General features: G+C 73.1%; 13 protein-coding genes and 1 pseudogene. 7 read left to right on the top strand and 7 right to left on the bottom strand.

Translation table 11 applies throughout. The annotated features are described in order from the left end of the window. Nucleotides 1-28 precede the first annotated feature (28 nt). The 3 genes and pseudogenes from Aru02nite_RS21455 to Aru02nite_RS21450 all read right to left on the bottom strand — a co-directional run bounded on the left by Aru02nite_RS21455 (nt 29) and on the right by Aru02nite_RS21450 (nt 3748). Entirely contained in the window at nt 29-817 is a 789-nt protein-coding gene (locus Aru02nite_RS21455) for a TIGR03936 family radical SAM-associated protein (protein WP_239076862.1), read from the bottom strand. A gap of 339 nt (nt 818-1156) precedes the next feature. Then, a pseudogene (locus Aru02nite_RS36805) lies at nt 1157-1735 on the bottom strand (SDR family NAD(P)-dependent oxidoreductase); the annotation flags it as partial. A gap of 63 nt (nt 1736-1798) precedes the next feature. Then, nucleotides 1799-3748, bottom strand: a complete 1950-nt coding sequence (locus Aru02nite_RS21450) for a TIGR03960 family B12-binding radical SAM protein (protein ID WP_203660469.1) — start codon at nt 3746-3748, stop codon at nt 1799-1801. A gap of 326 nt (nt 3749-4074) precedes the next feature. Between Aru02nite_RS21450 and Aru02nite_RS21445 the strand changes: the two genes are divergently transcribed. After that, a complete protein-coding gene (locus tag Aru02nite_RS21445) occupies nt 4075-5055 on the top strand; it encodes a hypothetical protein (protein ID WP_203660466.1) in 981 nt (326 codons plus the stop codon). Between the two features lie 75 nt (nt 5056-5130). On the opposite strand, the gene Aru02nite_RS21440 is transcribed toward Aru02nite_RS21445, so the two are convergent. Together Aru02nite_RS21440 and ileS are read right to left on the bottom strand one after the other, a co-directional pair. After that, a complete protein-coding gene (locus tag Aru02nite_RS21440) occupies nt 5131-5778 on the bottom strand; it encodes an NUDIX hydrolase N-terminal domain-containing protein (protein ID WP_203660465.1) in 648 nt (215 codons plus the stop codon). Nucleotides 5779-5953: 175 nt separating this feature from the next. Then, entirely contained in the window at nt 5954-9097 is a 3144-nt protein-coding gene (gene ileS / locus Aru02nite_RS21435) for an isoleucine--tRNA ligase (RefSeq protein WP_203660462.1), read from the bottom strand. 552 nt (nt 9098-9649) lie between these two features. Here ileS and Aru02nite_RS21430 point away from each other — a divergent pair. After that, nucleotides 9650-10642: a phosphotransferase family protein gene (locus Aru02nite_RS21430; RefSeq protein ID WP_203660460.1), complete on the top strand. Its 993-nt coding sequence runs from the start codon at nt 9650-9652 to the stop codon at nt 10640-10642. A gap of 17 nt (nt 10643-10659) precedes the next feature. Further along, nucleotides 10660-11148 (top strand): hypothetical protein, encoded by a 489-nt coding sequence (locus Aru02nite_RS21425; RefSeq protein WP_203660458.1) that lies wholly within the window; start codon nt 10660-10662, stop codon nt 11146-11148. Between the two features lie 11 nt (nt 11149-11159). Here the strand turns inward: Aru02nite_RS21425 and Aru02nite_RS21420 are convergent, their stop codons facing one another. After that, on the bottom strand, nt 11160-11627 hold the full coding sequence (locus Aru02nite_RS21420) for a ribose-5-phosphate isomerase (RefSeq protein ID WP_203660456.1): 468 nt from the start codon (nt 11625-11627) through the stop codon (nt 11160-11162). A gap of 86 nt (nt 11628-11713) precedes the next feature. On the opposite strand from Aru02nite_RS21420, the gene Aru02nite_RS36800 reads away from it, so the two are divergent. The 3 genes from Aru02nite_RS36800 to Aru02nite_RS21410 are packed head-to-tail and all read left to right on the top strand — an operon-like array spanning nt 11714 to nt 15200. Further along, the gene (locus Aru02nite_RS36800; RefSeq protein ID WP_239076854.1) at nt 11714-12238 is read left to right on the top strand and encodes a PadR family transcriptional regulator; all 525 of its coding nucleotides are present in this window, start codon (nt 11714-11716) and stop codon (nt 12236-12238) included. Then, nucleotides 12235-12915, top strand: a complete 681-nt coding sequence (locus Aru02nite_RS36795; protein WP_239076853.1) for an ABC transporter ATP-binding protein — start codon at nt 12235-12237, stop codon at nt 12913-12915. The genes Aru02nite_RS36800 and Aru02nite_RS36795 overlap by 4 nt, the downstream gene beginning before the upstream one ends. Next, nucleotides 12912-15200, top strand: coding sequence for an FtsX-like permease family protein (locus tag Aru02nite_RS21410; protein WP_203660454.1), 2289 nt, complete (start codon nt 12912-12914; stop codon nt 15198-15200). Before Aru02nite_RS36795 ends, Aru02nite_RS21410 begins: the two co-directional genes overlap by 4 nt. Nucleotides 15201-15247: 47 nt before the next feature. Here the strand turns inward: Aru02nite_RS21410 and Aru02nite_RS21405 are convergent, their stop codons facing one another. Beyond that, the gene (locus Aru02nite_RS21405; RefSeq protein ID WP_203660452.1) at nt 15248-16450 is read right to left on the bottom strand and encodes a DUF1015 family protein; all 1203 of its coding nucleotides are present in this window, start codon (nt 16448-16450) and stop codon (nt 15248-15250) included. 221 nt (nt 16451-16671) lie between these two features. Here Aru02nite_RS21405 and Aru02nite_RS21400 point away from each other — a divergent pair, with 221 nt between their 5' ends. Continuing rightward, nucleotides 16672-17442 (top strand): HAD family acid phosphatase, encoded by a 771-nt coding sequence (locus tag Aru02nite_RS21400; RefSeq protein ID WP_203660449.1) that lies wholly within the window; start codon nt 16672-16674, stop codon nt 17440-17442. The last annotated feature ends 7 nt before the right edge of the window (nt 17443-17449 follow it).

Genomic DNA, 17449 nt, shown 5'->3' with positions numbered 1-17449 from the left:
TGCCTACCCGGGCCCTGGGGCCCGGCCGTCAGGTCGACGGGGTACCGCTGACGGCCCTGTCCCGGTCGGCGACGAGCGGATCGGTGATCTCGCCCTGCCCGGTGAGCGTGCCCTGCGCCAGCCGGGTCACTTTGGGTGGTACCGGCGGCTCCAGCGCGGCCACCGCGTGCAGACCGGCTAGGACGTCATCGGGCCGTACGGACGGGGTTACGTGCCGTACGACAAGGTCGAGTATGGCACACGGTACGGCCGTACTGCCGGCGGTGGGCACGGTCGTGGTGTTGCCCACCCCGGCGGCGGGGTCGGTGCCGGCGTCGCCACCGTCGGTCACGGTACGCAGCGACAGCACCGGCGAGCGGGAGTCCATCGTGCGCCGGCCGGACTTGGTCATCCGCTCCACCGGCACCTCCTCCGCGGCCAGGAACGCCGCCACCGCCGCGGCCGCCGTCGCGTCGTCCACCCCGGACAGCGCGATCCGCCAGTGCGAGGCGGACATCCGGTCGGCGAAGTCCGAGCCGTGCGCCACGACCGCCTCCAGTACGTCGAGGCCGGGCGGCAGCGCAGCGTCCAGCGCGGCCCGCAGGTCCTCGACGTCCATCGGCGCCTGCAACCCCATCTCCAGGTACTCGGCCTCGCTGGCCACCCCGGTCGGCGCGGCCGACGCGTACGAGATCCTGGGGTGGGGGCTGAAACCGGACGAGTAGGCGATCGGGACGTTCGCCCGGCGTACCGCCCGTTCGAGGGCGCGCGCGAAGTCCCGGTGCGACGTGAACGCGAGGCGTCCACGCTTGGCGTACCGGATGCGGACCTTCTGCACCACCGGCGCCTGCTGCGTCTCCGGCCGGGGTCGTTGCCTACTGATCGTCCTGCTCCTTACGAGTTGACCGGGGTGACCGGCGGCGGCGCACGGAACCCGCCCGGCCGATTCTCCCGGACGCCGGACCGGACCCCACCGCCAGGCGGGGAGCCGGCCCTTCGCACGCTGCCATCGTCGATCCTCACCGTCAGGCGACGCGCTCGCCGTCGGCGAACACACCGCCGCTGGGCCCGCCGTCGGGCAGCGTCGCCGCCCACGCGACCCACGCGGCGCTCTCGGACGCGGGCCGGTCCTCCTGGTCCACACCGAGCTCCGGGTGCGTGTCGACCCGCCCCGGTCCACCGCGTTCACCAGGACACCCGTGCCCCGGAACGCCGTCGCGAGGCTCGCCGTCAGCACGTTCAGCACGTACTTGGACATCGAGTACGCCGGGGCGCCGACCTGGCCCGGGAGATCCGCACCCGCCGCGATCTGCTGGTACGCCCCGCTCGACACGTTCACCACCCGGGCCGCCGGCGCCGCGCGCAGCAGCGGGGACATGGCCTGCACCAGCGCCCACACGCCCACGACGTTCACGTCCAACGCGGTCCGCACGTACCCGATGTCGGCGTCGAGCATGGACGCCACGTCCATGTCGGGCATGCAGCTGGCGTTGTTCACGAGGACGTCGAGGCGGCCGTGCGCCCGCGTGACGTGCTCGGCGACGCGCCCGAAGTCGCCGGTGTCGGCGAGGTCGAGCCGCAGCCCCTCGGCGCTGAAGCCCTCGGACCGCAGCGTCGCCGCGTGCTCCTCGGCCCGCGCGCCGTCGCGGGCGGTGACGATGGTGCGGTGGCCCTGCTCGCCGAGCGCCCGGGCCACGGCGACACCGAGGCCGATCGCGCGGCTCGCCCCGGTCACCAGCGCGACCTTCTCCGTCATGACCGGGCCCCTTCCGGCGTACCGGCGGGGCACGGTCGTCGCGTGCTGATCGTCGTACTCCTTCTACGAGGTGACCGGGGTGAGCGGCAGCAGCTTGCGGCCGGTCGGGCCGATCTGGATCTCGGTGTCCATCGCCGGGCAGACGCCGCAGTCGAAGCACGGGGTCCAGCGGCAGTCGTCCTGCTCGACCTCGCTCAGCGCGTCCTGCCAGTCGGCCCACAGCCAGTCGGCGTCGAGCCCGGAGTCCAGGTGGTCCCAGGGCAGTACCTCGGCCTGCTGGCGCTCGCGCGTCGTGTACCAGGCGAGCGACACGCCCAGCGCGGGCAGTTCGGCGTCGCAGGCCGAGACCCACCGGTCGTACGAGAAGTGCTCGGACCAGCCGTCGAACCGGCCGCCCTCGGCCCACACCCGCTTGATGACCCGGCCGACCCGGCGGTCGCCCCGGGACAGCAGGCCCTCGATGTGGCTGGGCCGCCCGTCGTGGTACCGGTAGCCGATGGCGCGGCCGAGCGAACGGTTCGCGTTGATCGCGTCGCGCAGCGCCTTGAGCCGGCGGTCGATCGTCTCCGGGTCGGCCATCGCCGCCCACTGGAACGGCGTGTGCGGCTTCGGTACGAACCCGCCGATGGACACCGTGCAGCGGACGTCCTTGGAACCGGTGGCCTGCCGGCCGGACGTGATCACCTCGTGCGCCAGGCGCGCGATCTGGAGTACGTCCTCGTCGGTCTCGGTGGGCAGGCCGCACATGAAGTAGAGCTTCACCTGGCGCCAGCCGCCCGAGTACGCGGTGGTGACGGTGCGGATCAGGTCCTCCTCGGTGACCATCTTGTTGATCACCTTGCGGATCCGCTCCGAGCCGCCCTCCGGCGCGAACGTCAGCCCGGTGCGCCGACCGTTGCGGGCCAGCTCCTCGGCCAGCTCCACGTTGAACGCGTCGACCCGGGTGGACGGCAGCGAGAGCGACACGTTCGACCCCTCGTACCGGTCGGCGAGGCCGTGCGCGACCTCGCCGATCTCGGAGTGGTCGGCGGACGACAGGGACAGCAGGCCGACCTCGTTGAAGCCGGACTCCTTCAACCCGTTCTCCACCATGTCGCCGATGGTGGTGATCGACCGCTCCCGGACCGGGCGGGTGATCATGCCGGCCTGGCAGAAGCGGCAGCCGCGGGTGCAACCGCGGAAGATCTCCACCGCGTACCGCTCGTGCACGGTCTCGGCCAGCGGCACCAGCGGCTTCTTCGGGTACGGCCAGGCGTCGAGGTCCATCGTCGTACGCTTGTGCACCCGGAACGGCACGTCCGGGCGGTTCGGCACGATCCGCTGGATGCGGCCGTCGGGCAGGTAGTCCACGTCGTAGAAGCGCGGGACGTACACCGACTCGGTACGGGCGAGGCGCAGCAGCAGCTCGTCCCGGCCGCCCGGCGAACCCTCCGCCTTCCAGCCCCGCACGATGTCGGTGATCTCCAGGACCGCCTCCTCGCCGTCCCCGAGGACGGCCGCGTCGAGGAAGTCGGCGATCGGCTCCGGGTTGAACGCCGCGTGCCCGCCGGCCAGTACGACCGGGTGCGAGTCGTCCCGGTCGGCCGACTCGATCGGGATGCCCGCCAGGTCCAGCGCGGTCAGCAGGTTCGTGTACCCCAGCTCGGTGGAGAACGACACGCCGAGCAGGTCGAAGTCGCCCACCGGCCGGTGCGCGTCCACCGTGAACTGCGGCACGGCGTGCTCGCGCATCAGCGCCTCAAGGTCCGGCCAGACCGAGTACGTGCGCTCGGCGAGCACGTCGGGCTGCTCGTTGAGCACCTCGTACAGGATCTGGACGCCCTGGTTGGGCTGACCCACCTCGTACGCGTCCGGGTACATCAGCGCCCAGCGGACGGTCGTGTCGGCCCAGTCCTTGGAGACCGCGCCGAGCTCACCCCCCACGTACTGGATGGGCTTCTGTACTCGGGGAAGCAACGGCTCCAACCGGTCGAAGATGCTCGCACCGGTGGTGGGCCGGACGCTGTCGGGCATGGTGTAGGGACTCCCGTTGATCGCTTTCCAAGCGTGCGCTCGACACGTTCGTGGCCGCTGACCGGGGCGCCGCCCGGCCGCTCAACCCCCCAGCCTACGCGGCCCGCCGCGGTACGCACGGCGGTGGCTGCGGGGCCGCGGACGGACACCCGACGTAGCCGTACCTCGATCGGGGGTGACGGCCGGCGCGGATCGCGCCCTGGCCTGCGCCGCCGTTGTCGGCGACATCTAGGCTGTGCCCACCCGCGCGTGGACGGCGCCCCCGGTGTCCGACACGCGGGCGAACGAGTGGCTTCAACCTTCCCACGCCCCCTAGGAGGCTCCCGGTGTCCGGACCACAGCAGCCGTACGGCGGTCAGTGGCCTGGCGGCGACTGGCAACCGCCCTCGGAGCAGACGCACTACGACGTCGGCCCGGCGTACGGCCAGGGCGCTCCCGGGTACGGGCAGCAGCAGCCCGGATACGGCGCGCCCGACCCCAACCAGCAGCCCGGGTACGGCGACCCGAACCAGCAACCCGGGTACGGCGACCCCAACCAGCAGTACACCCAGCCCGGGTACGAGCAGGGCCAGCAGTACTACCAGCAGCCCGGCTACGACCAGGGCCAGTACCAGCAGCCCGGCTTCGGGCAGCCGCAGTACGGGCCGCAGCCCGGGTTCGGCGGTCCCCCGCCGCCGAAGAAGACCAACTGGCTGCCCTGGATCCTCGGCGGCGGCGGCGCGGTCGTCCTCATCGTCGTCATCCTCGTCATCGTCGGGGTCGCGGTGGTCGGCGGCGGCGACAACGCGGCCAGCAGCTCCGGCAAGTACAAGGCGATCGACAACCTGTGCACCGCGGTCGACACCAAGCCGGCCGAGAAGATCGCCACGAACAAGAGCCGCGAGGCACACGACGACAACAGCTACTCCTCCGTCGAGAAGTCGCTGACCTGCAACATCACCCTCGACAACAACGGCCAGGGCGACTACGAGTCGGTCACCATCTCCGCCTCCGCCGACATCTACCAGAAGGTCGGCCCGGCGCAGACCGCGTACGACTCGCAGCACAAGACCGAGAAGAACACCACCGCGCAGGGGCGCACGTTCTCCGAGGTGACCGGCGTCGGCGAGAAGGCGTACGCCACCGTCGACGACAACGACAGCTCGTCCGGCGACTTCAAGGTCTTCAGCACCACGCTGAACGCCCTCGACAGCAACGCCGTCGTACGCGTCTCGCTGACCATCGGTACGCACACCAGCTTCGGCACCGACGACGCCAAGAAGATGTCGACCGACATCGCCAAGACGATGCTGACCAAGCTGAAGTAGGGCCACGACCGGGCCGGGCCGGCAACCCCCGGCCCGGTCACCGCCTTCCGGTATGCCGCCCAGCCCGGCCGGGCGCTAGTCGACCTCGGCGGGGAGGTCGCGGTCCAGGTGGTGGGCGTACGCGAGGCGCAGCTCCGCCACCGACGTACGCCGGTCGGACAGGTCCGGCAGGTCGTCCAGGGCGAAGAAGCCGACGCCGGTCGTCTCCCCGTCCAGGCCCGCGACCGGCTCCGCGTCGTCCAGCCGGTCCACCACGAAGAACATCTTGTAGATGTGCCACATGCCGTGCGTCAGGTGGCCGTTGTGCCGGGTGCCGTCGTAGACCGCGGCGAGGTGCGCGGCCCGTACCCGGAGGCCGGCCTCCTCCGCGAACTCCCGCTCCGTCGCGTGCGTCGGCGTGTCCAGCGCGTCGATCCAGCCGCCCGGCAGCGTCCAGCGTCCGTCCGCCTTCTCGCGTACCAGAAGGACACGGCCGGCGTCGTCGAACAGCGCGCCGCGGCAGTCCAGCTTCGGCGTCGCATGACCCGTCTCGGCGTCCAGCGCGCGGTGGAACGCCGCCGGATCGGACTCGGCGATCAGGGCGTACAGCTCGGCGGTCAGCTCCCGGATCCGCCGGTAGCGATCCAGCTCGTACTTGTCGGTCGAGTAGTTGAGCCCGTTCTGCGCCATCGCGCCGAGCTCGATCGCCATCTCGTGCAGCCTGCCGGCCGGGTCCTCCGCCATGCCCCGATCCTCTCACCCGTACGGGTGGGGTCGGCGGACCGATCGCGTGCGCCGACTGTCCACAGTGGACTTGTTCAATTGTCGCATTGTTCAACAGTTGGACAATTGAACAATGCGACAATTGAACAATTTGAACGTGATCAATAACGCCAAGCGGACATAACCCCGCCGCCACTCACGCCCGACCGACCCGGACCCGACCGACCCGCACCCGTACCGGGGTCGCGTCCCCCACGACCCCCGCGTACGCCTCTCCGCCCAGCGCCCCGCGCTCCACGCTCTCCGCGAGCGTCTCCGCCGCCACCATCTCCCGGTACGCGTCCAGCGCCGCTCCCACCGCCGGCGGCGCGTCGACGGTGAGCGCGATCCGGTCTGCGACCGCGAGTCCGGCGTCGCGCCGCGCGGTCTGTACGACGCGGATGAGGTCGCGGGCGAGTCCTTCGGCGCGGAGTTCGGGGGTGAGGGTGACGTCGAGGAGGACGGCGCCGGTGCCGCCGGGCAGTGGCGCGGCGTGGGCGGTGTCGGTGGTGGTGTACGTCAGTTCGTACTCGCCGTCGTGCAGCGGTACGCCGCCGGCGGTGACGGCGCCGTCGGCCTCGACGGTCCAGTCGCCGTCCCGTACGGCGCGGATGACCCGTTGCACGTCGGGGCCGAGGCGCGGGCCGAGTACGCGGGGGACCAGGGTGAGGGTGCGCCGGAGGTACGCGTCGAGGTCGGTGGTGAGGACGACACGCTTGACGTTGACCTCGTCGGCGATGAGCGCGGTGTACGCGTCGAGCCGGTCGGCGTCGGGTGCGGCGACGGTGAGCGCGGGCAGGGGCTGGCGTACGCGGTGGCCGGTGGCCTTGCGGACGGACAGGGCGGCGGAGCAGGCGGCGCGTACCTCGTCCATTGTGGACACGAGGTCGGGGTCGGCGGGCAGGTCGGCGGGGTCGGGCCAGTCCGTGAGGTGGACGCTGCGCTCGCCGGTGAGCCCGCGGTACACGGCCTCGGTGACCATCGGCGCGAGCGGCGCCATCACCTTGCACAGTACGGAAAGTACGGTGGCGAGGGTGTCGAAGGCGTCGGGGTCGCCGCGCCAGAAGCGGTCGCGGGAACGCCGGACGTACCAGTTGGTCAGGGCGTCCACATAGGACCGTACGGCGGCGCACGCGGCGGAGATGCCGTAGCCGTCGAGTGCCGCGGTCACGGTCTCGACGAGTTCGCGGAGCTTGGCCAGGGCGTACCGGTCGAGCACGTGCGGCGAGTCGGTACGGTGCCGGGCGGCGTGGCCGGATGCGTTGGCGTACAAGGCGAAGAAGTACCAGACGTTCCACAGTGGATTGAGCGCCTGGCGGACGGCGTCGCGGATCGCCGTCTCGGTGACGCTCATGTCGCCGCCGCGCAGTACCGGGGAGGACAGGAACGCCCAGCGGATCGCGTCCGCGCCGTACGCGTCGAACATCTCGTACACGTCGGGGTAGTTGCGGAGGCTCTTGGACATCTTGCGGCCGTCGTCGCCGAGCAGGATCCCGTGCACCACAACGGATCGGAACGCCGGCCGGTCGAACAGCGCGGTCGCGAGCGCGTGCAGGGTGTAGAACCAGCCGCGCGTCTGCCCGGCGTACTCGACGATGAAGTCGCCGGGGAAGTGGTTCTCGAACCAGTCGCGGTTCTCGAACGGGTAGTGCACCTGGGCGAACGGCATCGAGCCGGACTCGAACCAGCAGTCCAGCACCTCGGGTACGCGGCGCATGGTGGAGCGGCCGGTCGGGTCGTCGGGGTTGGGCCGGGTCAGCTCGTCGACGTACGGCCGGTGGAGGTCGGTCGGGCGTACGCCGAAGTCGCGTTCGAGCTCGTCCAGCGAGCTGTACACGTCGACGCGCGGGTACGCGGGGTCGTCGGACTTCCAGACCGGGATCGGCGCGCCCCAGAAGCGGTTCCGCGAGATGGACCAGTCCCGCGCGCCCTCCAGCCACTTGCCGAACGCGCCGTCGCGGACGTGCGCGGGCGTCCACTCGATGTCCCGGTTCAGTTCGACCATCCGGTCCCGGAACCGTGTCACCTCGACGAACCAGGACGACACCGCCTTGTACACCAGCGGCGTGTCGCAGCGCCAGCAGTGCGGGTACGAGTGCAGGTACGAGTCGTGCCGGACGAGTACGCCGCGCTCGCGCAGGTCGCGCACGATCGGCCGGTTGGCCTCGAAGACCTGGAGGCCCTCGTAGTCCGGTACCAGCGCGGTGAAGCGGGTCCGGTCGTCGACGGTGACCACGGTGGGGATGCCGGCCGCGGTGCACGCGTTCTGGTCGTCCTCGCCGTACGCCGGGGCCAGGTGCACGACGCCGGTGCCGTCCTCGGTGGTCACGAAGTCGGCGCCGAGTACGGTGAAGGCGGGCGTTCCGTCCACTGTGGACACCAGGAAGTCGAACATCGGCCGGTACTTCCGCCCCACCAGCTCGCGCCCGGCCACCGTACCGACCCGGACGAACCCGGCCAGCTCCTTCTCGTACGCGGAAAGCCTTGCCGCGGCGAGGATCCGGCGCTCACCGTCGCGTTCCATGACGGCGTACTCGACGTCCGGGCCGACCGCGATCGCGAGATTGGACGGCAGCGTCCACGGCGTCGTCGTCCACACCAGCAGCCGCTCGGCGACGCCACCGGGCTCGGCCGGTTCCAACGTGAACGTCACCGTCACCGCCGGATCCTGCCGGTCCCGGTACGCGTCGTCCATCCGGGTCTCGGTGTTCGACAGCGGCGTCTCGCACCGCCAGCAGTACGCCAGCACGCGGAACCCCTCGTACACGAGTCCCTTGTCGTGCAACGACTTGAAGGCCCACAGCACGCTCTCCATGTACGGCAGGTCCAGCGTCCGGTACTCGTCGTCGAAGTCGACCCAGCGGGCCTGGCGCCGCACGTACCGCCGCCATTCGGTGGTGTAGCGCAGGACCGACTCGCGGGTCGCCTGGTTGAACCTGGCCACACCGAGCGCCAGGATGTCCGCCTTGCTGGTGATGCCGAGCTGCTTCTCCGCCTCCACCTCGGCGGGCAGCCCGTGGCAGTCCCAGCCGAACCGGCGCTCCACCCGCTCCCCCCGCATCGTCCGGTACCGCGGCACCACGTCCTTCACGTACCCGGTGAGGAGGTGGCCGTAGTGCGGCAGCCCGTTCGCGAACGGCGGCCCGTCGTACACGACGAACTCGGGATCGTCGGCGCGGCGCGCGATCGAGGCGCGGAACGTGTCGTCGGCCGCCCAGAACCGTTCGACCGCGTCCTCCACCGCCGGGAACGACGGTGTCGCCGGCACCGGCCGGCTCGGGTCATCCATCGGGTACCGCACCGCGCACTCCCGTCCGCACACCACTCCGGTGCGAGGACGACGCCGACCGGGCCGGCCGGACACCGCGGTACCACCTCGCTTGACGGCCCGCGGGCCGCCCGCTCGTTCGCCGGCTGTCACGGGCCGGACCCGTCCGGTTCTACTGGGGCGCGCCGCGCCCGTTCTTCCGGAGGCTCGCCGGTGATGGCCGGGTCGTCGCCTGGTACCGCCCACGCTACCGGCCGCCCGCGGCACCGTCAGTCGATTTCGCGCCGCCCGCCGGACCGCCCGGCTCAGAGGTCCTCACAGAAAGGCGTCGGATGGTCGGCAGCGTCGCCCTGAGTCCGCCAGGCGCCGACAGTCCTTTCTGTCAGGACCTCCTAGCACAGTTGCCGGCGATTCGGTATCCGTCGAGGGTTAGATGCGCCGCCGGGCGTACCGGTGCAGCATGGCCACCGGCACCCGCTGCCCACGGGGGCGCAACGGGATCCGGCCCCGGGTACGACCGGATCCCGTTGCGGTGCACCGAATCCCGGATGCGCCCGCCCGGCCCTCTCGGGAATGATCGGACGCATGGTCGACAGTCTCGAACACGGCGCCGGCGGCAACCGCCTCGACTGGCCCACCCTGCCCCTGGCGGTACGTGCCGCCGTCGAGGCGCGCCTCGGCGACCGCGTCGTCCGCGCCGAGACGCAGAACGGCGGGTTCTCCCCCGCCCTCGCCGCCCGGCTCACCCTCGCCGGCGGCGACACGGTCTTCGTCAAGGCCGGCAGCGGCGCGCACAACGCCGACACCGCCCGCATGTACCGGCAGGAGGCGCGGGTCGTGTCGGCGCTGCCCGGTGCCGTACCCACGCCGCGGTTCCGGTGGACGTTCGACCACGACGACTGGGTGGTGCTGGCGTTCGACGACGGCGCGGTCCGTCCCCCGCACGTACCGGCGGACCGGCCGTGGTCCGCCCGGCCGCCGCGCCTGCCCTGGCGTGCCGACGAACGCGACCGGGTGCTCGCCGCCCTCACCGACCTCGGCCGGTCGCTCACCCCGGCGCCGGCGGGCGTACCGGTGTCGGACCTGAGCGACGACCAGGGGTTGACCGGTTTCCGCGACCTCGCCCGCGACGGGCACGAGCGGCTGGCCGAGGCGTACCCCTGGGTGGCGTCACGCCTCGACCTGCTCGCCGGGTACGAGTCGCGCTGGCCCGCGGCGGCCGCCGGTGACACGTTGCTGCACGGCGACCTGCGGGCGGACAACATGCTGCTCACGCCCGAGCGGGTACTGTTCGTCGACTGGCCCGCCGCCGTACGCGGGGTGGCGTGGTTCGACCTGGTCGCGTTCCTGCCGAGCCTGGCCATGCAGGGCGGCGGCGACCCGGAGGCGATCGTGCGTGACCACCCGCTCACCGCCGGCGCCGACCCGGCCGACGTGACCGCGGGCATCGCCGCCGTCGCCGGCTACTTCGTGTCCGCGTCGCTGCGACCGGCTCCCCCGGCGCTGCCCCGGATCCGCGAGTTCCAGCGGGCGCAGGCGCTGCCGGCCCTCGACTGGCTGCGCCGCCGCGCCGCCTGACGCGGTACGGTCGGCGCATGGCGGAGTACCAGCGGCGGCGGCGTCGGGTACGGCGGGCGCCGGACGACGGCCCCGCCGACCGGCCGACCCGCGACGACCGTACGTCCGCCGACGAGCGCGCGGCCGACCCGGCACGTACCCGGAAGGGGCGGCCGGTGGACCCGAAGCGTGGCGAACCGCGCCGGCGCTCCGCGGGCCCGGTGCCGGAGCCACCGCGGCAGCGTCCGGTGCCGACCCCGCCGGCCCACCCGCGGCGCCGGGACGAGCCGGCCGCCGAGCGGCGTGGCCCCCATCCCGGCACCGAACGCCGCGGCGGGCATCCCGGCGACGAGGGCGACGGCGAGCGCGGGCTGCGCGGCCTGGTCGGCGCGGGCAGCTCGCAGGTCGGGGTGGCCGCGGCGATGCGCGCCCGGGACGCGTCCCGGCCCACCGCCGAGGACCTGGCCGCCGCCGAGCACGACCTGACGATCGTCCGCCGGCACTGGGTGCCCCGCGACCCCGCCTGAGAAGGTACGGCTCAGCCGAGGTCGGGCAGCTCGCCGCTGCGCTCGTACGCGGTGATCTGGTCGATGCGCCGCTGGTGCCGCTCGCCGTGCGAGAACGGCGTGTCGAGGAACGTCCGCACGATGCCGGTGGCCTCGTCGGCGGTGTGCATGCGGGCGCCGATGCCGACCACGTTGGCGTTGTTGTGTTCGCGGGCGAGGCGGGCGGTCTCGGTGTTCCAGGCGAGCGCGGCACGGACGCCGGGGACCTTGTTGGCGGCGATCTGCTCGCCGTTGCCGGAGCCACCGATGACGACGCCGAGGCTGCCGGCGTCGGCGACCACCCGCGCGCCCGTGGCCAGGCAGTACGCCGGGTAGTCGTCGTCCGCGTCGTACGCGGGTGCGCCGACGTCGACGACGTCGTGTCCGGCCTGCGCCAGGACGTCGAGCAGGTGGGCCTTCAACTCGAAGCCCGCGTGATCCGAACCGAGGTAGACGCGCATGCGGTCAGTCTGTCAGGCCGGCGTACGCGGCACGCCGGGGCCGCCGGTGTACACCCCGTGTATAAACCGCGTGTATAGTCGCCGCCATGTCCATCGGCCTCACCCTGCTCGGGTTGCTGGAATCCGGCCCGCGCCACGGCTACGACCTCAAGCGGGCGTACGACGAGCGCTTCGGCCACGACCATCCGCTGCACTACGGCCAGGTCTACTCGACGCTGTCCCGGCTGCTGAAGGGCGGACTGGTGCAGCTGGAGGGCGTCGAGCCCGGCGCCGGCCCCGAACGCAAGCGGTACGCGATCACCGACGCCGGCGTCACCGACCTCGACGGGTGGCTCGGCCGGGCCGAGAAACCCGAGCCGTACCTGCAGAACACGCTGTACACGAAGGTCGTGCTGGCGCTGCTGACCGGGCGCAGCGCGGACGACATCCTCGACACGCAGCGCGCCGCGCACCTGGCGCTGATGCGCACGCTGACCCGCCGCAAGAGCACCGGCGACCTCGCCGACCAGCTCATCTGCGACCACGCCCTGTTCCACCTGGAAGCGGACCTGCGCTGGCTGGAGCTGACCGCCGCCCGGCTGGCCGCCCTCACCGAGGAGGTACTGCCGTGACGGCCCCGCTGCTCGTCGCCGCCGACGTACGGCGGTCGTTCGGTGCGACGCCGGCGCTGGACGGCGCGAACCTGTCCGTACGGGCCGGCGAGGTCGTCGCCGTCATGGGCCCGTCCGGCTCCGGCAAGTCGACGCTGCTGCACTGCGCGGCCGGCATCCTGCTGCCCGACTCCGGCCGCGTGACGTACGACGGGGCCGAACTGACGGCGCTGTCCGATGCGCGGCGCAGCGCGTTGCGGCGCAGCGAGTTCGGGTTCGTGTTCCAGTTCGGTCAGCTGGTACCCGAACTGACCTGCCTGGAGAACGTCGCGCTGCCGCTGCGGCTGGCCGGCACCCGCCGCCGCGACGCCGCGCGTACCGCGCTGGAATGGTTGGCACGGTTGGGCACCGCGGACGTGGCGGGCAAGCGGCCCGGCGACGTGTCCGGCGGGCAGGGCCAGCGGGTCGCGGTGGCCCGCGCGCTGGTCACCGGGCCGAGGGTGCTGTTCGCCGACGAGCCGACCGGCGCCCTCGACTCGTACCACGGGGAGCAGGTGATGCGGCTGTTCACCGAGTCGGCGCGGGACAGCGGGGCGGCGGTCGTGCTGGTCACGCACGAGCCGCGGGTCGCCGCGTACGCGGACCGCGAGGTCGTCGTACGCGACGGGCGCAGCGTCGACCTGGAACGGGCCCGATGAGGCGCTGGGCGCGGGACCTCGCGCTCGGCGTACGGCTGGTGGCGCGCGGCGGGCGGGGCGCGTGGACGCGGCTGACCCTGACCGCCGTCGGCGTCGGCCTCGGCGTCGCGCTGCTGCTGCTCGCCGCGTCCGTTCCCGCCGTCCTGACGCACCGCGACGACCGTACGAACGCGCGCGACTTCAACGAGGCGTCCGGTCGCCCCACCGACACCAGCGTGCTGTACCGGCCGCTCGACACCGAGTACCACGGCGAGGGCGTGTACGCGCTGGCCGTGCAGGCGCTCGGCGCGCACCCGGCCGTACCGCCGGGGGTGTCGCGGCTGCCCGGTCCCGGCGAGATGGTGGTGTCGCCGCGGTTCCGCGCCGCGCTCGACGCCCCGGACGGCGCGCTGCTGCGCGAGCGGTACCCGTACCGGGTGGTCGGGACGATCGGCGACGAGGGGCTGTCCGGGCCGCGGGAGTACTCGGTCTATCTCGGCAGCGACACCCTCACCGGGTCGTGGCGGGGGAACGCGCAGCGCCTCGACCGCTGGGGCTCACCCACCCCGGACCGCGGCATGGATCCGGTGCTGCTGCTGGTCACGGTGCTCGGGATCGCCGCCCTGCTGGTACCGGTGGCGGTGTTCGTCGCGACGGCCGTCCGGTTCGGCTCCGAGGCGCGGGACCGGCAGCAGGCCGCGCTCCGGCTGGTCGGCGCCGACCGCGCGACGACCCGGCGTACCGCGTCGGCGGAGGCGTTGCTCGGCGCGCTGGCCGGGCTCGTCGTCGGCGCCGGCTTCTTCCTCGCCGGCCGGCGCCTGGTCGAGCTGCTGTCGTTCGACGACATCAGCGTGTTCGCCGGTGACCTCACCCCCGACCCCGTCCTCGCCGTGCTCGTCGCGGTCGGGTTGCCCGTCGCCGCCGTCCTGATCACGCTCGTGGCGCTGCGCCGGGTCGCCGCCGAACCGCTCGGCGTCGTGCGCCGGTCGACCACGCGGCGGCGCCGGCTGTGGTGGCGGCTGGTGCCCCCGGTGGTCGGGCTCGGGCTGCTGGTGCCGCTGGCCGGCCGGGTGACCCGGTCGGGCGGCTCGCTCGACACCGCGCAGGTCGCCGCCGGCCTGGTACTCGTCCTTGCCGGTACGGCGGTGCTGTTGCCGTGGCTGGTCGAGCGGGTCGTCGGCCGGATGGGCGGCGGCGGCGTGGCGCGCCTCCTCGCCGTACGGCGGCTCCAGGCGGACAGCGGCGGCGCCGCCCGTACGGTCAGCGGCATCACCGTCGCGGTGGCCGGGGCCATCGCGCTGCAGACGCTGTTCGCGGGCGTGGCCCACGGGTACGAGAAGCCGACGCACCAGGATCCGCGCGCCGCGCAGGCGATCGTGACCGACAACCGCGAGTCCGGGCCGGCGCAGCGTGCCGCGCTGGCGGCCGGGCTGCGGCGGTCGACCGGCGTCCACGCCGTGTACGCGTTCGGCCACGGCGCCGTGTTCGTCGGCGACGACGGCGGCTCGCTGGTCGTCGGCGACTGCGCCACGCTCCGGGCGTACGCCGGGGTCGCCGGGTGCGCGGACGGCGACGTGTTCACCGTCGGTACGGACCGCTCGCCCGCGTTCCGCCCGGGGTCGGCCACGACCCTGCTCGTCGGCGCGCAGGACCGCGAGCTGCGGTGGCGGATCCCGGCGACCGCGCGCACCGCCGTACGGTCTGCCCACAGCGTCGAGGGCGACGACCGCGCGGTGCTGCTCACCCCGAAGGCCGCGGCCGCCAGCCCGCTCCCGCCCGCCATGCCCACCACCGCGTACGTCCGGGCCGACCTCACCGACCCGCTCGCGTACGACCGGCTGGAGACCGCGGCGGCCCGGGTCGACCCGCTCATCGACGTCATGCGGGTCAGCGGCGGCAGCGTCGACGCGAAGTTCGCGACGGTCCGTACCGGGCTGCTCATCGGCTCGATCGCGGTACTGCTCGTGATCGGGGCCAGCCTGCTCGTCACGGTGCTCGAACAGCTCCGGGCCCGGCGCCGGCCGCTCGCCGTACTCGCCGCGTTCGGTACCCGGCGCGGCACCGTCGGCCGCTCCGTCCTGTGGCAGACCGCGATCCCCGTCCTCCTGGGGCTCGCACTCGCCGTCCTGGTCGGCGTCGTGCTCGGCGGCGTGCTGTTGCGGATGACCGCCGAGCCGCTGTGGTTCGACTGGTCCGGGATCCTCGGCGTCACCGGCGCCGGCGCCGGCGTGGTACTGCTCGTGACCGCGCTGACGCTGCCCGCGGTGTGGCGCATGATGCGGCCCGGCGCGATGCGCACGGAGTGACGGTCACCGGCCGGGCCGCGCCACGGGGGCGGCCCGGCCGGCGTACGTCAGGACCCGCGTACCTCGGCGCAGACCAGGCCGCCGCGCGCCTTCGGCGTGAACCAGGTGCTCTTGCGCGGCATCTTCTGCCGGGCCAGGTTGACCGCGACGAAGTCGGCCACGCTGACCGGGGCGATCAGCACGGCCAGGTCGGCGCGCCCGGCGGCCACCTCGCCACGCAGCCACGCCGGCGGGTAGTCGCCCCCGACGTACGTGATGCGCTTGTCGCCGGGCTCCATGTCGAGCACGTCGCGCAGCAGTACGGCCTCCACCACGCTGTAGTCGAGGCGCGCCACCACGTCCGCCGTCTCCGGCACCGGCAGCACCACCGCGTACTCCCCCACCGCGGTGACCAGGTGCACCGTGCCGGCCGGCGGTACCTCGGCGGGTGCGGAGAGTTCGGTGACGGTGGCGCCGGCCGCGCGCAGCCGCTCCGGCAGGCCCTCGACGTCCGCCACCTCGGTCACCAGCCGGTGGTACGGCTGGATCGCCACCGACTCCGGCGTGGTGACCACGGCCAGGAACCGGGGCAGCCCGCCGACCTGCGCGGCGAGGCTGCGGTGGTTGCCGTCGGCGACGATCAGCTCGCCGCCGCCGGCCGCGGCGAGTACCCGGTCCTGGTCGGGGCCGGGGCCGAGCACCCACACCGCGTGCGTGCGGCCCTGCGGGTCGGTGTCGCTGACGGCCGGGTCGCCGAGCCGGTCGGTCAGCTCGGCGAGTACGGCGTGCAGCTCGGCGCCGGACTGGGTCTGCATCAGCAGTACCGGGCTGAGCAGGGAACCGACCGCGTCGGCCAGCGCGACCCGCTCGCGTACCTTCGCGACGAACACGTCCTCGTTGCGGATCACCAGGCCCGGCTCGTCCGCGCTGGTGGAGATCTGGTCGGTGTCGACCAGGCAGAACACCCCGTACGCGACCTGCTCGCCGGTGATCCGGTACAGCCCGACGACCCGCTCGGCGGCACGGTAGTGCCCGTCGGCGCGGGACGCCGCGAACCGCTCCGCCGCCGCCGGCAGCGCGTCGGTGAACGACAGCCCCGCCGCGACGGCCTCCGGCGTACGGTGCGGCATCTCGACGGCCAGCGCGCTGGCCGGGTTGTCCGCCACGATCGCGGTGATCTCCGCGTCGTCGGCGAACTCGTCGTAGTTCTGGGCGCCGGTACCACCGGCGGAGATCCAGGCACGGCCGATCGAGTGCGCCGGCGACTGCATCGGTAGCTCCTCGTGCTCGCGGTCGAGGTCCTCCACGGGAGGCCCGTGGCGGCACCTCCCCCGTCACCGCCGACGCTACCGGTCTGTTCCGGTACCGCATCGGCCCGGCCCGGGTCATTGACACCGGGCCGCCCACCGGCCAACCTGCTCACCGCGCGCCGGTCCCCCGCGCGTACCCCGAGAGGACAGAGGCCGGCATCCCCCGGCCGGAAGGGAAGAGGATGCGGAAGCCCACCAGGCCACGGCTGCTGGCCGCGGCGGTCGCGCTCGGTGCCGCGCTGGTGGTCGGTGTCGCCGGAGCGAGCGCCGGCAGCGCCGACCAGACCGGTGCCGGCAGCGGCGCACCCCGGCACGACAGCCAGATCGACAACCTGGGCCTGGTCAAGAACCAGATCAAGGCGTACTACGGCGACAGCGGTGACAGCAAGGCGTCGCCGGACTCGAACTACGCCCGCGACGCCAAGCGGGTGGAGTCCCAGCTGAGCACGTGGCTGCGGACGCACCGGCACGGCGACAAGCCGGCGGTGGTGTTCGACGTGGACGACACGACGCTGCTCAACTACACGTACGAGGCGTCGCACGACTTCGGGTACGACCCGACGACCAACGCCCAGTGCGTGGCCGCGAAGTGCTTCCCGGCCGTGTTCGGCATGGTCGACGTCGTCACCTGGGCGACCGACCACGGGTTCGCGGTGTTCTACGTGACGGGCCGCCCGGCGACCCAGCAGGACGACACGCTGGCGAACCTGGCGCAGGTCGGCTTCCCGAAGCCGACCGGCATCTACACCAAGGTGAAGACCGCGCCGTACCCGCCGTACCTGCCGTGCTCGCCGAACTGCTCGACCGTCGAGTACAAGTCGGGCACGCGGGCGCACATCGAGGACGAGGGCTACACGATCGTCGCGAACGTCGGCGACCAGTACTCGGACCTCAAGGGCGGGCACGCCGAGCGCACCTTCAAGATGCCCAACCCCATGTACTACCTGCCCTAGCCCGGCA

Source organism: Actinocatenispora rupis (genome assembly GCF_016861975.1).
GTDB classification, from domain to species: Bacteria; Actinomycetota; Actinomycetes; order Mycobacteriales; family Micromonosporaceae; genus Actinocatenispora; species Actinocatenispora rupis.
Note: the sequence above shows the minus strand (reverse complement) of the source record. Positions and strands in the feature narration are given on the sequence as shown.